General features: G+C 67.3%; 14 protein-coding genes. 10 read left to right on the top strand and 4 right to left on the bottom strand.

The window, feature by feature from the left end; genetic code table 11:
• The first annotated feature begins 95 nt into the window (after positions 1 to 95).
• Entirely contained in the window at positions 96 to 773 is a 678-nt protein-coding gene (locus tag IBX18_RS36685) for a TetR/AcrR family transcriptional regulator (protein ID WP_194838044.1), read from the top strand.
• A gap of 67 nt (positions 774 to 840) precedes the next feature.
• On the opposite strand, the gene IBX18_RS36680 is transcribed toward IBX18_RS36685, so the two are convergent.
• Entirely contained in the window at positions 841 to 1,911 is a 1,071-nt protein-coding gene (locus tag IBX18_RS36680; RefSeq protein ID WP_194838043.1) for a PDR/VanB family oxidoreductase, read from the bottom strand.
• Complete coding sequence (locus IBX18_RS36675; protein ID WP_194838042.1) at positions 1,908 to 2,783, bottom strand: metal-dependent hydrolase; 876 nt, start codon at positions 2,781 to 2,783, stop codon at positions 1,908 to 1,910. The genes IBX18_RS36680 and IBX18_RS36675 overlap by 4 nt, the downstream gene beginning before the upstream one ends.
• 134 nt (positions 2,784 to 2,917) lie before the next feature.
• Here IBX18_RS36675 and IBX18_RS36670 point away from each other — a divergent pair, with 134 nt between their 5' ends.
• On the top strand, positions 2,918 to 3,583 hold the full coding sequence (locus IBX18_RS36670; protein WP_194838041.1) for a TetR/AcrR family transcriptional regulator: 666 nt from the start codon (positions 2,918 to 2,920) through the stop codon (positions 3,581 to 3,583).
• 24 nt (positions 3,584 to 3,607) lie between these two features.
• Here IBX18_RS36670 and IBX18_RS36665 read toward each other — a convergent pair whose 3' ends face one another.
• Positions 3,608 to 5,101 carry an NAD(P)/FAD-dependent oxidoreductase gene (locus IBX18_RS36665; RefSeq protein WP_194838040.1) on the bottom strand — a complete coding sequence of 498 codons (1,494 nt, stop codon included), beginning with the start codon at positions 5,099 to 5,101 and terminating at the stop codon, positions 3,608 to 3,610.
• A gap of 550 nt (positions 5,102 to 5,651) precedes the next feature.
• Here IBX18_RS36665 and IBX18_RS36660 point away from each other — a divergent pair.
• The 8 genes from IBX18_RS36660 to IBX18_RS36625 all read left to right on the top strand — a co-directional run bounded on the left by IBX18_RS36660 (position 5,652) and on the right by IBX18_RS36625 (position 14,350).
• Positions 5,652 to 6,701 (top strand): 3-oxoacyl-ACP synthase III family protein, encoded by a 1,050-nt coding sequence (locus IBX18_RS36660; protein ID WP_194838039.1) that lies wholly within the window; start codon positions 5,652 to 5,654, stop codon positions 6,699 to 6,701.
• A gap of 8 nt (positions 6,702 to 6,709) precedes the next feature.
• On the top strand, positions 6,710 to 7,618 hold the full coding sequence (locus IBX18_RS36655; protein ID WP_194838038.1) for a hypothetical protein: 909 nt from the start codon (positions 6,710 to 6,712) through the stop codon (positions 7,616 to 7,618).
• Positions 7,615 to 9,288, top strand: a complete 1,674-nt coding sequence (locus IBX18_RS36650; RefSeq protein WP_194838037.1) for a fatty acid CoA ligase family protein — start codon at positions 7,615 to 7,617, stop codon at positions 9,286 to 9,288. The genes IBX18_RS36655 and IBX18_RS36650 overlap by 4 nt, the downstream gene beginning before the upstream one ends.
• Positions 9,285 to 9,560: a hypothetical protein gene (locus tag IBX18_RS36645; protein ID WP_194838036.1), complete on the top strand. Its 276-nt coding sequence runs from the start codon at positions 9,285 to 9,287 to the stop codon at positions 9,558 to 9,560. The genes IBX18_RS36650 and IBX18_RS36645 overlap by 4 nt, the downstream gene beginning before the upstream one ends.
• Positions 9,557 to 10,603, top strand: coding sequence for an NAD(P)-dependent oxidoreductase (locus IBX18_RS36640; RefSeq protein ID WP_194838035.1), 1,047 nt, complete (start codon positions 9,557 to 9,559; stop codon positions 10,601 to 10,603). Before IBX18_RS36645 ends, IBX18_RS36640 begins: the two co-directional genes overlap by 4 nt.
• A gap of 33 nt (positions 10,604 to 10,636) precedes the next feature.
• Positions 10,637 to 11,881, top strand: a complete 1,245-nt coding sequence (locus IBX18_RS36635) for a peptide synthetase (RefSeq protein WP_194838034.1) — start codon at positions 10,637 to 10,639, stop codon at positions 11,879 to 11,881.
• Entirely contained in the window at positions 11,878 to 13,992 is a 2,115-nt protein-coding gene (locus tag IBX18_RS36630) for an MMPL family transporter (RefSeq protein ID WP_194838033.1), read from the top strand. Before IBX18_RS36635 ends, IBX18_RS36630 begins: the two co-directional genes overlap by 4 nt.
• A 157-nt stretch (positions 13,993 to 14,149) precedes the next feature.
• Entirely contained in the window at positions 14,150 to 14,350 is a 201-nt protein-coding gene (locus IBX18_RS36625; RefSeq protein WP_135231888.1) for a hypothetical protein, read from the top strand.
• A 26-nt stretch (positions 14,351 to 14,376) separates the two neighbouring features.
• On the opposite strand, the gene IBX18_RS36620 is transcribed toward IBX18_RS36625, so the two are convergent.
• The gene (locus IBX18_RS36620; RefSeq protein WP_194838032.1) at positions 14,377 to 15,396 is read right to left on the bottom strand and encodes an NAD(P)/FAD-dependent oxidoreductase; all 1,020 of its coding nucleotides are present in this window, start codon (positions 15,394 to 15,396) and stop codon (positions 14,377 to 14,379) included.
• Positions 15,397 to 15,415 lie beyond the last annotated feature (19 nt).

Genomic DNA, 15,415 nt, shown 5'->3' with positions numbered 1-15,415 from the left:
AGGCGTGCCACACCTCGTGTCAAGCTCTTGGTCATGGAACACAGACCCGGCAGGCTGCTCGCTGTGAAGCAGCACCATGTCTGCCGAGTGCTGCGATGACCGAGGCGACCACGCGGCGCGGTAGGCCGCCGCAGACGCAGGAGCAGGCCGAAGAGGTGCGCGCCCGGATCGTGCTCGCCACCGCCGAGGTGTTCACCCGCAACGGCTCGCGTGGGCTGAGCGTCGCGCAGATCATCGAGCAGGCCGGGCTGGCCCGGCCGACCTTCTACCGCTACTTCGGCAACGCGACCGAGCCGCTGCACGTGCTGCTGAACACCTCGAACGACGGCCTGGTCGAGGGCATCCGGGTGGCGCTGACCGGCACCGACGAGCCCGTCGAGCTCGGCATCCGGCTGATCGACGCCTACCTCGACTGGGCGGGCGGTCACGGTGCGATGCTGCGGCCGCTGTTCGCCGAGCTGCACGATCCGGCCTCGCCGGTGTCGGCGTATCGGGAACGGGCACTCGACGATATCCGCAGACTGGTCCGCGAGACGTTCACCGAGCTCGGCCGTCCCGTCCCCAGTCCGCTCGATCTCGATGCGGCACTGCATGTGTGCGAGTACGTGGTCTATCGCATCTCCGCGGGCACCGAGCCGGGGGCCGAGCCCGACGCGGAAACGGTTGCCGCGGCACGGCTCACGATGATCCGCGTGCTGCTGACCACGCTCGGCACCCGCGTCGATCTCGAATACGCGTTGCAGCTGCCGGGTATCTTCCCGGCAGCGCCGTGACTACGGACGGTTGCGGGTCAGCGGGTAGCTGACCCGCGAACTCGGCGAGCGACGTTGATCGCCGAGTTCACAGGTCTAGGTCGAGTTCGGTACCGCGGGCACGCGATACGCAGGTCAGCATGGTGCGGTCACGCTCGCCGTCCGCCAGGAACCGGTCCCGATGGTCGACCTCCCCCGCCAGCACACCGACCCGGCAGGTGCCGCAGAACCCCTGCTGGCACGAGTAGGCGACGCCGGGCAGCCGCCGCCGGATCGCGGCGAGCGCGGACTCGTCGGCCGCGACCTCGACCTCGGTGCCGCTGCGGCGCAACCGGATACGGAAGGGCGCGCCATCGCGCACCGGCACCGGCGAGAACCGCTCGGTGTGCAGCGAGGCCGTCGGATCGTGCAGCGACAACACCTGGCGCGCCGCATCGGCCAATGGCGGTGGGCCACAGACATATACCGCGGCACCGGTCGGTGTCTGCTCGAAGATCATGCGCGGGTCCGGCATGCCGAATTCGTCGTCCGGGCGGACCACCACGTCGCCACCGGTGAGCAACGCCAGCTCACACAGGAACGGCATCCGCGCGCGCGAGCGGCCCAGATACATGAGCCGCCAACGCGTTCCGGCCCGCTCGGCCGCCGCGACCATCGGCAGGATCGGCGTGATCCCGATGCCACCGGCGACGAACAGATACTGCGGCGCCTCGATGAACGGGAAGGCATTGCGCGGCCCACGCACGGTCAACCGGTCACCGACCTGCAACCGCTCGTGGATCTCGCGCGATCCGCCGCCACCATCCGCGATGTAGCGCACGGCAATTCGATACTGCCGCCGATCGGCCGGATCGCTGGTCAGCGAATATTGCCGCTGGCGCCCCGACGGAAGGAACACGTCCAGATGCGCGCCGGGCGTCCACGCGGGCAGCAGGCCGCCGTCCGGATCGGTCAAGAGCACACTGACCACTTCGTCGGCGGCCTGCTCGATCCGATCGATGACGACTGTGAAGTCGTACCCGGTGTGCCGCACCGGCTGCGGCCGCGAAAGCAGCTGCGCCGCATCCCCTTCGGCGAAGACCCGCTTGTACGCGTCGGCCACCGTCGCGATCATCCGCAGCCCCGGCCCCGGCCGATACTCCTCCTCGACGGCCGTCATGCGACGGCCGCCCGAGCCGCGGGCGACTGGGCGAGGTAGCGCAGCGCGTTGTCCATCGGCCCGAGCTGCGACGGATGGAAACCCGGCCGCAGGTAACGGGGAATCTCGGTGAAGAACGTGGTGAAGCTCGGCACAACGCCGCGCACCGAGGCACTGGCCAGCTGTAGTGGCCAGAATCTTCCCTTGCGCGGCGAGGGATCCTTGTGGAACAGGTAGCCGCCTGAAATGACGAACAGCGCAAGCAATCCCGTGCTCGCGATCACCGCTTGCCTGGCCTTGCGGCCGTAGCCACCGTCGACATACATGTACGCGTCGTAGACCACGCTGCGGTGCTCGACCTCTTCCGCGCCGTGCCAGCGGATGAGATCCAGCATCGCCGGATGCATCCCCTTCCGCACGAGAGTGTCGTTGGTCAGCAGCCATTCGCCGATGACGGCGGTGTAGTGCTCCATCCCGGCGAACAGGGCCAGCCGCTCGCACAGCCACGCGTGCTTGGCACGTCCGGACAGCCCGTGGTCGCCGAGCACCCGATCGACAAGCCACGCAACGCGTTCCACCATCGAACGCACGTCGAGGCCGAGCCGCTCGAGTTGTTTCCTGGCCAGCTCATGCGAACTCGCGTGCATGGCCTCCTGCCCGATGAACCCGCGCACTTCTTCGCGCAGCCGCTCGTCGTCGATCAGCGGCAGGGCCTCGGCCAGTGCCTGCGCCATGGCCCGCTCGCCCTCGGGTAACACCAGGTGCATCACGTTGATGATGTGGGTCGCCATCACCTCGCCGGGGATGTAGTGCATCGGCACCGTGTCGAAGTCGAAGGTCACCTCGCGTGCGTTGATCGCGTGCGCCTGATCGGCATAGACGGTGGAGCCCATCTCGCATCCTCATCTCTGATCGGCGAAGCCCGGCAGCCTGGGATCTGCGGCCCGGCATGCTGGCAATCTATTGCTGACATCAGATGCTGTCAACATCATCCGATGTCTACAAGACGGTGTGAGAAGATGGCGCCATGGTCGCCGAAGACGACGGGTCGATCCCGGGCATGCGCCGCTGGCGCGGACGGTCACCCGCCGATCGGGTCGCCGGCCGCCGCGAGCAGCTCATCGAGGCGTGCACCGAACTGATGGGCACCGTCGGCGCCGCCGAAACCTCGATGCGCGGGGTGTGCAGGCAGGCCGGGCTGACCGAGCGCTATTTCTACGAGAGCTTCCCGAACCTGGACGCGCTGCTGACCACCGTGCTCGACACCGTCGTGCTCGGCGCCCGCGACCGACTACTCGATGCGCTACCCACCGCGCCGATCGAGCGTGACGCCATGTTCCGTCACCTGGTCGGCATATTCACCGACTATCTGGTGGAAGATCGCAGGCGCGGCCGGATCATGTTCGTCGAATCGCAGGCCACCCCCGTGCTGATGCCGCGGGCCAACGAACTCATCGGCTTATTCACGGCGCCGATCGCCTTGACGATCGGCGCCGGCGACTACTCCCAGTCCGCACCGGACGAGCACGACAACGCACTCAACGCGAGCGCCATCTTCGGCGCGCTCGCCTACCTCTACCGGCCCTGGCTGGACGGCGAGATCCCGGTCTCCCGGGCCCGATTCGACGAGCACGCCGCGACCGTGCTGGAACAGATTGCGCGGGCGCGGTCTTCGGTGATCACCGAGGCCTAGCGCAGGCCCCGCACCGCCACCGGCTCAATCCCGCACCGCCACCGGCTCGGTTCGCTCCGCCCGCTCGAAGAGCAGCGCGTCGTCGGCGATCGACCCGTGCCGCAACGTGATCATGTCGCGCAGATAGTTCATCCGTAAGCGCCATGGCGCGCGGTCGCCCTGGATCGGGAAGTGGCTCGCGGCCCGCTGCACATATCCGGGATTGAAGTTGAGGAACAACGATTCCGCACCGACCGACGGGTCGCGCACCGGCGTGCAGCGCGCATAACCGCGCGCATCCATGTGCCGGAGCAACCGAACGAGATACTCCGACACCAGATCAGCCTTGAGCGTCCATGAGGCGTTGGTGTAACCGATGATGTAGGCGAAGTTCGGCACATCCGACAGCATCATCGCCTTGTAGGCCATGCTGTCGGACAGGGTCACCGGCCGCCCGTCCACCGCGAAATCGATGCCGCCGAAGGCGAGCAGGTTCAATCCTGTTGCCGTGACGACGATGTCGGCGTCCAGCGTCGCACCGGAGGCCAGCCGCAGCCCGGTCTCGGTGAACGTCTCGATCCGATCGGTGACGATATCCAGCTTGCGCTTGCGGATGGCGCGGAAGAAATCGTTGTTGGGGGCCAGGCAGAGTCGCTGATCCCACGGGTTGTAGCTCGGGGTGAAGTGCGTGTCGATGTCGTAGCCCGGCGGCAGCCAGCGTTCCTGATAGCCACGGATGCGTTCGCGCACCCACGCCGGATAGCGTTGGCTCAGTTGGTAAACCGTCGTGGCCAGCGCCACGTTCTTGGCTCGGATGAGCGCGTAGGCGGCGCGCGGCGGCAAGCGGCGGCGCAGCTTCATCGCGAGGGCGTCGCGGGCGGGCCGGGAAACGATATAGCTCGGGCTGCGCTGCAGCATGGTCACGTGCGCGCCCTGCTCGGTGAGCGTGGGACCCAATGTGACCGCGGTGGCGCCGCTGCCGATCAGCACCACCTTCTTGTTCGCGTAATCCAGCTCCTCGGGCCAGAACTGCGGGTGCACAACAGGTCCGGCGAATTGCTCGACGCCGGGAAAGTCCGGCGTGAAGGCCTCGTCGTAGCTGTAGTAGCCGGAGCAGGAGAGCAGGAAGCCTGCGGTGAACGTGACCGTCTCGCCGCTCTCGGTCCGTTCGGCCTGCACGGTCCAGCGATTGTCCGCCGACGACCATTCGGCGCGCCGCACCCGATGCCCGAAGCGGATGTGCCGGTCGATGCCGTTCTCCGCGGCGGTGTCGCGCACGTAGTCGAGGATGGAATCGCCGTCGGCGATCGACTTGTCGCCCAGCCACGGCTTGAATCGGTAACCCAGGGTGTACATGTCGGAATCGGAGCGAATTCCGGGATAGCGGAACAGATCCCAGGTGCCGCCGATCGCGTCGCGGCCCTCCAGGATCGAGTAGGTCCGCTGCGGGAAAGCCTGCTGCAGGTGATAGGCCGCGCCGATGCCGGACAGTCCGGCTCCGACAATGAGCACCTCGACGTGCTCAGTAGCGGTTGTCATCGCTATCTCCTCGACTGGTCGACGGAATGCCCCAGCCTAACGACCCGGACAGTAATCCGGCGCGCAGGCATGAATGGCGCGGCGCCCCTTTTACCGCGGCGCACGCTGCCCGGTGCGGGTTCCGTTCGGCCGCAACCTAGTTGAGTCTTGTACGACTCGGGATGTGCCGGACGGGTATTCGGCCGTCCAACCCGCAGTGAAGTCACTCACATCGCAGCGACACGCTACTCATTGTTCCGCCGAGACGCTATGTTAGCTAAAGATTCGCTAGCTGGCCGAGCGGGCGCCTTGCACAATACCGGGCCACACTGTCACACCGACCCCGGAAACCCTTGGCGACCCGCACTATTCGCCCCCGCTCGACCTCCCGACCGGCCCATAGCCAGTCGATCACCAGTTAGTGATACTTCACGAAACATGTACTTCTGCACCATAACCGGAGCTCGTCTCTGTGCCATAGGCATTCCTAGTTACCGTCGGGTAGTGTCCGTCGCACCGAAGATCAGAGACGATCCGGAACCGTTTCTTTCCACGATTTCCAGGAGCGCGCGTGTCGCATTCACGATTCGAATCCATCGGCGCCTATCTGCCTTCGAATATCGTTACCACCCAGGAGCTGCTCTCCCGGTTGAAGGAACCGCCGTCTTTCGATCTCGAGAAAATTACCGGCGTCAAAGAGCGCCGGGTGCACGACACGAACCCGGACAGCTACGAGGACTCCTTCGCGATCGCCATGAAGGCGGCGGAGGACTGTTTGTCCAGGTCGCGATACGAAGCAGCCGAGCTCGACGTGATCATCTCCACCTCGATCACCCGGAGCAACCACGGCAGCCGCATCTACATGGAGCCGTCCTTCGCCGGTTCGATAAGCCGCCTTATCGGGGCGAAGAACGCCATTACCTTCGACGTGTCGAACGCCTGCGCCGGGATGCTCACCGGCACTTACATTCTCGACCGGATGATCCGCTCCGGTGCGGTGCGCAACGGCATGGTGGTGAGCGGTGAGGCCATTACTCCCATCGCCGACACCGCGGTCGCCGAGATTTCCGAGAAATACGATCTGCAGTTCGCGTCGCTGTCGGTGGGCGACTCGGGCGCCGCGGTCGTGCTCGACGAGGCGGTCGACGACAACGACAAGATCCACTACATCGAGATGATGACCGCAGCGGAGTACTCCGAGCTGTGCCTCGGCATGCCGAGCGACAAGAGCCAGGGTGTTGCGCTGTACACCGATAACCGCAAAATGCACAACGAAGACCGCTTTCTTTTGGGCACCGACAGCCAGATCAACTACCTGCAGGCGCGCGGACGCACCTTCGCCGACGAGAAGTTCGATTACGTCATCCACCACCAGTTCGGCGCGGCCGCGATCCCGTGGATGAACGCCATCTGCGAGCGCGAGTTCGGCGCCCCGATGCCGCCGGATCTGCGGGTCATCGAGAAATACGGAAACACCTCCACCACTTCGCATTTCATCGTTCTGCACGATCAGCTCAGCGACCAGAACATCCCGGCAGGCTCGAAGCTGCTGATGATTCCCGCCGCGTCCGGCATCGTGACCGGCTTCCTGTCCACCACCATCTCGTCTCTGAAGGTCTGAGGTCAGCCATGGGCGTTCGCATCAAATCCATCGGCATCAGCCGCGACACGCAGAGCAGTGTGCAGAACAGCGGCCTGGCCGCGAAGCAGAGCCTCGAGCGGGCCGGTGTCCGCCCCGAACAGGTCGGCGTGCTGATCAACGCCGGTGTCTTCCGTGACTCCAACACCGTCGAACCGGCCGTCTCCGCGCTGATCCAGAAGGCGGCGGGCATCGGCCTGGAGTACGCGAAGAACGATCCGCGGACCTTCTCGTTCGACCTGATGAACGGCGCGACCGGCGTGCTCAACGCGGTCCAGGTCGCCACCTCCATTCTGGAGACCGGCAGCGCCGAGCACGTGCTCATCGTCGCCGGTGACGGTCACCCGTCGATGACCCGTTCGGCGGCGACCGACGACTTCCCCTATGCCACTTCGGGAGCCGCGCTGCTGCTCGAGCACACCGACGAGCCGGACGGCTTCGGCCGGGTGCACACGGTGAACGGTGACGGCACCCCGGCGGTCGAGGCGTACGTCGACACGGCCACCATGGGCACCGTCGGCCGCGGCCTGATGACCGTGGACCGGGAACCCGGCTTCGCGGATCGGCTGCTGAGCGTGGCCAGCGAGGCGGCTCGGGCGGCGCTCGCCGACGCCGTGCACAGCGACCTGGCCGGCACGGCGCTCATCGCGTCGACACCGAGCCCGGACTTCCCGGCCCGGCTCGCGGAAGCCCTCGGCATCGACCAGGGTTCGGTGCGTACGCCGGACCTGACCGACGGCGACCCGCACACGGCGTCGCTGCCGCAGGCCTACGACCGCGCGGTCGTCTCGGACACGCTGCGGGACTTCACGCACGTGCTGTTCGTCGCGGCGGGCGCGGGCCCGTCGGCGGCGGCGGTGCTGTACCGGCTGCCGGTACTCGCCGGGGCGGCTGCGTGACCTCGGCGACCTACTGGCAGGCCATCGACCGGTTCCGGGCCTTCGCGCGCACGGAACCGGATCGAGAAGCGGTCATCTACCCCGACGGGACGAAATCCGCTGACCTGCCGTCTTATCGGCACGTCACCTACCGCGAGCTGGACGACTGGTCCGAGGCGATCGCCGAGCGGCTCACCGCGGCAGGTGTGGGCACCGGCACCCGCACCATCGTGCTGGTGCTGCCGAGTCCCGAGCTCTACGCGATCCTGTTCGGGCTCTTGAAGATCGGCGCCGTGCCCGTGGTGATCGACCCGGGGATGGGCCTGCGCAAGATGGTGCACTGCCTGCGCGCGGTCGAAGCGGAGGCGTTCATCGGCATCCCGCCCGCGCACGCCGTGCGGGTGCTGTTCCGGCGCAGCTTCCGCAAGGTGCGGACCACGGTGACCGTGGGCAAGCGCTGGTTCTGGCGTGGCGAACGGCTGGCGGCGTGGGGCACCACGCCGTCCGGCGTCGCGCCCGAGCGGGTACCCGGCGCCGCGGAAGACGTGCTGGTGATCGGATTCACCACCGGCAGTACCGGACCCGCCAAGGCGGTCGAGCTGACGCACGGCAATCTGGCGTCGATGGTCGAGCAGGTGCACACGGCTCGCGGCCGGATCGCGCCGGAGACCTCGCTGATCACGTTGCCGCTGGTCGGGATTCTCGATCTGCTGCTCGGGTCGCGTTGCGTGCTACCCCCGTTGATCCCGAGCAAGGTCGGTTCCACCGATCCGGCGCATGTGGCGCACGCGATCGAGAAGTTCGGCGTGCGGACGATGTTCGCCTCCCCCGCGCTGTTGATCCCGCTGCTGCGGCATCTCCGGCAGCGGCCGATCGAGCTGAAGACGTTGGGCAGCATCTACTCCGGTGGCGCGCCGGTACCCGACTGGTGCATCGCCGGGTTGCGCGAGGTGCTGGCCGAGGACGTGCAGATCTTCGCCGGCTACGGGTCCACCGAGGCCTTGCCGATGTCTCTCATCGAATCCCGGGAACTGTTCGACGGTCTGGTGGATCGGACGCACCGCGGCGAGGGCACCTGCATCGGGCGACCAGCCGACCAGATCGAGGCCAGGGTGGTTGCCATCACCGACGAACCGTTACCGACCTGGGCAGAGGTCGAGGAGTTGGCCGGTGACCTCGAAAGTCCGCGGGGTATCGGCGAACTGGTTGTCGCGGGCCCGAATGTCAGTACGCATTACTACTGGCCGGCGGAGGCGAACCGGCAGGGCAAGATCATCGACGGCGACCGGATCTGGCATCGCACCGGCGATCTCGCCTGGATCGACGACGAGGGCCGAATCTGGTTCTGCGGGCGCAAGAGTCAGCGGGTGGTCACCGCCGACGGGCCGATGTTCACCGTCCAGGTGGAGCAGATCTTCAATACCGTTGCGGGCGTTGCCCGGACGGCGCTGGTCGGTGTCGGTGCGCGCGGTGCGCAGCGCCCCGTGCTGTGCATCGAATTGAAGCCCGAGGCCGACGGCGCGGCGGTCGGGGCCGCGCTGCGGGCCCGCGGGTCGGAGTTCGAGCTCACCCGCCCGATCGCGGATTTCCTGATCCATCCCGGTTTTCCGGTCGACATCCGGCACAACGCCAAGATCGGCCGGGAGCAGCTCGCGCAGTGGGCGGCCAAGCAGATCGGAGCGGACGCATGAGCGCGAAAACAACGGCGCTGCGAGCGATTCCGATCCTCGGCTGGTTGTACCTGGCCGGCGGTGTGCTGGCGATCGCGGCGGATCGGGTGCCCACGAACCGGGTGCTGCGCGTCGCGTGGTGGATCGACGCGTTCCTCAGCGTCGTGGTGCACGCGGCCCAGATCCGGCCCGCGCTGCGGGCGGCCGAGGGTTCGGGGCGCTCCCCCGTCGAGACGGCCGTGTTGACGCAGATCTTCGGAATGACCTGGTGGCGAACGCAGGAGACGCAATGACGAAAGTGTTGGTGACCGGCGCTTCCGGGTTCCTCGGTGGGGCGCTGGTGCGCAGGCTGGTCCGCGACGGCGAGCACGAGGTGTCGATTCTGGTGCGGCGCACCAGCAAGCTGACCGATCTCGGCACCGACGTCGACCGGGTACAGCTGGTCTACGGCGATCTCACCGATCCGGCGTCGCTGGTGGCCGCCACCGACGGCGTCGACATCGTGTTCCACAGTGCCGCAAGGGTCGACGAGCGCGGCACGCGGGAACAGTTCTGGAACGAAAATGTCCGCGCGACCGAACACCTGCTCGACGCGGCGCGTCGCGGTGGCGCCTCCCGGTTCGTCTTCATCTCCAGCCCGAGTGCGTTGATGGACTACGACGGCGGCGACCAGCTCGACATCGACGAGTCGGTCCCGTACCCGCAGCGCTACCTGAACCTCTACTCGGAGACCAAGGCGGCCGCCGAACGCGCCGTATTAGCTGCCGACACAGCAGGTTTCACCACGTGCGCACTGCGGCCGCGCGCGATCTGGGGCGCGGGCGACCGGTCCGGCCCAATCGTGCGGCTGCTCGGCAAGACCGGTGCCGGGACGCTGCCGGACATCTCGTTCGGGCGCACCGTGTACGCGTCGCTGTGCCACGTCGACAACATCGTCGAGGCGTGCGTCAAGGCGGCGGCCTCGGATGCGGTGGGCGGCAAGGCGTATTTCGTCGCCGATGCCGAGAAGACGAACGTCTGGGAATTCCTCGGCGCCGTGGCCACCGACCTCGGCAATGAACCACCGAGCCGCAAGCCCAATCCCAAGGTGATCAACGCGGTGGTCAGCGTCGTCGAAACCCTCTGGCGCATACCGGCGGTCGCCACCCGTTGGTCGCCGCCGCTGTCGCGCTACGCCGTCGCACTGATGACGCGCAGCGCCACCTACAACACAGCCGCCGCCGCTCGCGATTTCGGCTATGCCCCGGTGGTCGACCGGGACAGCGGGCTGGCCACCTTCCTGGCGTGGCTCGAAACCCAGGGCGGCGCCGTCGAACTCACTCGAAATTTGCGCTGAACCGCAGCACCCAGTCGGCACCGGAGGTCACCAATGAACCAAGCTTCGCGCAGCGATTCCGTGCGTCCGGCGACGAGTGGGGCCACCGGCGCGGTCTTCCGCCGGAAGATCTCGCCCACCGAGCGCCTGTACTTCTTCACCAGGGAAGTGTCGCCACCGTTCCTGATGCACCTGGCCGTGCACGGCGTCGGCACCCTGGACCCGAATGCGGTGCAGCGCGCGGTAGACGCTGCCTCCGCAGCGAATCCCGGTGCGCGGCTGGTCCGCGACGGCAGCTACTGGGTGGACAGCGGTGTGCCCGCCCAGGTTCGGGTGGTCCCGGGCTGGACGCTCGACTACGCCACGCTGGAAGACGATGCGGTGCTGAACAGCCCGATCGGGCCGACGCCGGAGCGGACGACCGAGGTCCTGCTGCTGACCGGTGAACAAACCACCCTGGTATTCCGTGTCTTCCACGGAGTGATGGACGGGATGGGTATGCGGATGTGGGCCGACGACGTGCTTCGCGCGCTGCGCGGGGTGGCGCCGGTCGGTGCGCCCGATCCGATATCCGACGCCGAGTTGGTGGCGCAGGTGGGTGCGCCGGGCAAGCAGACGCTGGTGCTGCCGACCTATCCGGCGGCGACCGGACGCGGGCGGCAGGATCCGAGCGCGTCGCGCTGGTTGTTGCGGCACCGCACCATTCACGCGAACGGCAAGGGCATCGTCGCGCGAGTCTCGGCGATCCTCGCTGCCGAGGCCGGTGCGAAGTCTCGCTTCATGGTGCCGGTCGACCTGCGCAGGCATGATCACGCGCTGCGCTCGACCGGGAATCTCGCGCTGCCGCTGTTCGTCGACGTAGCGCCCGGCGACAGCTGGGAAACGGTCAGCGCCCGCATGCGGGCCGGGCTGCAAGGCAAGACCGAGTTGAACCAGCTCGACAACGGCGGCCTGTCGAAGTTTCCGCCCGCCGCCATCCGCACGGTGCTGCGGGTGAGCAACTGGCTCGGCGCCCGGTGCAACCGGAACATGGTGTCCGCCACGGTGTCTCACATGGGCAGCGTCGACCTGGACGAGATGGCCGTGCCCGGCTGGACTCCCAGCACGATGCGGGTGCTGCCGCAGCACAGCGGGGCGATGCCGATGCTGTTCGGCATCGTCGAGTCGCGCGGGCAGCTCGAGCTGACGGTGTCCTGTCGCAACGGCGCCGGCGTCGAGCCGCGGCTGGAAGCCCTGCTGGACAAGATCGCCGCCACCCTGGAAGCCGATCTCGCGCCCCAAGATTTACCGGCGCGATGACCGGCTGGGCACGGTTTGTCATCGCCCGGCCGCGCGCGGTTCTCGCCGTGGTCGTCGGGGTGATGCTGCTGTTCGGGCTGCTCGGGATGAATACCGCCGACAAGGTCAGCGCGGCAGGATTCAATGACCCGCACAGCGAATCGGCCGCGGTCGATCGGCTGGTGCGGGAACACTTCGGCCCGCAGACCCCCGACGCGGTCGCGCTGTACACCGCGCCCGACGGCCAGACACTCGACGACATCGGCCCTCGAGTGCAACAGGCGCTCGCCGGGATCGATCCCGCGCTGCTGGAGCGCCCGGTCGAAACCTATTGGAACAGTGTGCCGCCGCGTAAACAGTTCCTGCGCTCCGCCGACAATCGGCAGGCGCTGGCGGTGGTGTTTCTCGCGGGTGACGACAATCGACGCGTCACCGCCTATGCCGATATCGAAGCGGCGCTGCGGGTTCCGGGTATCGACACCAAGCTTTCCGGTTACAGCGCGTTGGCGACCCAGATCAACAGTCAGTCGCAACACGATTTGGTACGGGCTGAATCCCTTTCGCTGCCACTCACTTTGCTGATCCTGGTGCTGGTGTTCGGTGGTGTGGTCGCGGCATCGCTGCCGGTCGCGGTCGGGGTGCTCGCGGTGCTCGGCGCGATGGGCACCATTCGTCTGCTCACCGAATTCACCGAGGTGAGCACGTTCGCGGTGAATATCGCGTCGCTGCTCGGGCTGGGCATGGCGATCGATTACGGGCTTTTCCTGGTGACCCGATTCCGGGAGGAGCTGGCCGGTGGGCGCGATATCGAGTCCGCCATCGAACGCACCTGCGCGACAGCCGGTCGGACCGTCGCCTTCTCGGCTTTACTGCTGATCTGTGCCTTCGCTGGCACTTTCGTGTTCCCGCAGGCGGTGCTGCGGTCGCTGGGGTTCGGCGCGATCGCCGCGGTCGCGCTCGCCGCCGGTCTCTCGCTCACCGTGCTGCCCGCCATGCTCGCGCTGTTCGGTGCTCGAATCGGTAAGGCGGGCAGCAAAGATCGCACCGAGCGGTTCTGGGGGCGGGTGGTGGACGCGGTGCTGCGCAGGCCAGGCCTCGTCACCATCGTGGTCGGCGCGATACTTGTGCTGCTCGCCCTGCCACTCACCGGGGCGAAGCTCGGCGACATCGATCATCGCGCCTTGCCCGCGGGCAACGAAATGCGCAGCACCGTCGAGGAACTCACCGCCACGTTCCCTGCGGCGAGCAGCGGTGTCACGGCGGTGTTGCACGGCATCGACGGTCCGCCGCAATCGGCCGCGGTGGATGCCGCGAGCACGGGACTCGGCCGAGTCGACGGGGTCCGGCAGGTGTTCCAGGTGGGCCGGGCCGAGGATTTCGTCGTGTTCCACGCGTTCCTCGACGACACCGACCGCAGCGAAAACGCCTCTGCCACTGTGCAAGACATCCGTGCGTTGATGCCCCCGGACGGCACGTTCCTGCGGATCGGTGGCGACACCGCCGCCACCGTCGACAGCGTGCACTCCATCGTGCGCGCCATGCCCTGGATGATTCTGGCCATGGTGAGCGCGACCGTGCTGCTACTCGCGGCGGCGTTCCGATCGATCGTATTGCCGCTCAAGGCCGTAGCGATGGCCTTCCTCAGTCTTGCCGCCACCTTCGGCGTGCTCACCTGGATATTCAACGACGGCCATCTCGCGGGTGTCCTCGGTATCAGTCCGGGTCCGCTCGCCGCGGGCATGCTCGTGCTGATCATCGCGGTCGTCTTCGGTTTGTCCACCGACTACGAGGTTTTCCTGCTGTCCCGCATGGTGGAGGCGCATGCGGCGGGGGCCGATACCGCCGGGTCGGTCCGCATCGGGACGCTCAAGACCGCCCGCGTCATCACGGCCGCCGCGACGCTGCTCGTTATCGTCACCGGTGCCTTCACTCTTTCTCCGTTGACGCCCATGCGTTTTCTCGGACTCGGCATGATCATCGCGTTGCTGATCGATGCCACCTTGGTCCGCATGCTGCTGGTGCCCGCGTTGGTCAAACTCATGGGGCCGGCCAATTGGTGGACTCCCTTCCCGCGCCGTCGGCTCATTCCCGCCACTGTCGAACCCTCGAAGGAAACGGCCTCGATTCGGTGAGTCGGGTAGCGCAGAAGTTCCAGGCGCACAGCAAAAATGCCCGTTACGCCTGGAACATCCGCGAATGTCCTATTTGCGGACTAAATTTCATACCGATCGGTCGCCACGCCGCACAGAAGATTGCAATACCTTCGGTGACTACCCAGGCTTAGCTCCCATGTCCGCCGCCTGCCCCTCCTGCTCCTGGCCCTCACCCATGCTCGTCTCCGCACACGGGGCGGTGCGCTATCTGCGCTGCGTATGTGGCAGGTTCCTGGTGTCGCACGGCGGTGGGGTGGACCTGGTGTCCGGTCGCAGTGCTTGCGGCACACCGAAGGCGGCTGAGCATCTCGAGCTGATTCCGCTGCCCGAGGGGTGATCTCGCGGGTCAGGTGATCGCGTCGATCACAGTCCGTGCCGACGCTCGGCCGACACCAACTCCCCGACTTCCGCTTCGTTCTTCGGGGAGAACGGGTTTCGGTACGCGTCCACCGCGCGGCGGGTCTCCTCGGTGACCAGGTCGGCGTTGATCTGGGCTGCCGCGAAAGCGCCTGCCGCCGCGGCTCCGCCGACCTGCGCGGACAAGTCGGTGACATTGCCGGCGACCCACACGCCGGGCACGTCGGTACGGCCGGCCGCGTCCGCCGGGATGTGCTCGCCCATCCCCGAAGGGTGCTGCGCGGGCTGAAGACCCAGTGCCGCAAGGAAATCCGTGCGCGCCACCATCCGGGACTGTACCGTCACCGCCTCGCGCGGGACCACCGTGCCGTCGCTCATGCGCACGCCTGCCAATCTGTCGTCCGCAATCTCCAAGGCTGCCACTTCGCCTGCCACCACTCTGATGCCGCGGGCAGCGAGTTGCTCCGATTCCTCGGGGCTAGGCGATGGCATGGTGTGCGTGAAGAGCGTGATATCGGCGCTCCACTGGCGGAACAGCAGCGCCTGGTGCACCGCCATCGGTCCGGTGCCGAGGACACCGATCGCTTGGTCGCGCACCTCCCAGCCGTGGCAGTACGGGCAGTGCAGCACGTCTCGTCCCCACCGCTCGCGCAGCCCGGCGACGTCCGGCAGCTCGTCGACCAGGCCGGTGGTCACCAGCAGTCGCCGTGCGCGGACCGACCGGCCGTCCGCCAGGGACACCGTGAATCCGTCGTCCGCCCGGTCGACAGCGGTGACTGCACCGGTGACCGCCTCGCCGCCATACCCACGCACCTCCGCTCGACCGCGTTCCAGCAGCTCGCCCGGCGGCATACCCTCCCGGGCCAGTAGTCCGTGTACGCCGGTCGCCGGGGTATTGCGCGGCGCGCCCGCGTCGATCACCAGCACCGACCGCCGCGCTCGTCCCAGCATCAGCGCCCCGCTCAGGCCGGCCGCGCCACCGCCGACAACCACCACGTCATAGCCGTCTTTCAGCTGTTCAGTCATCTCGACCACCTCCGCGACC

Source organism: Nocardia sp. XZ_19_369 (assembly GCF_015355715.1).
Classification (GTDB): domain Bacteria; phylum Actinomycetota; class Actinomycetes; order Mycobacteriales; family Mycobacteriaceae; genus Nocardia.
This window is presented reverse-complemented; position numbering and strand designations above follow the sequence as displayed.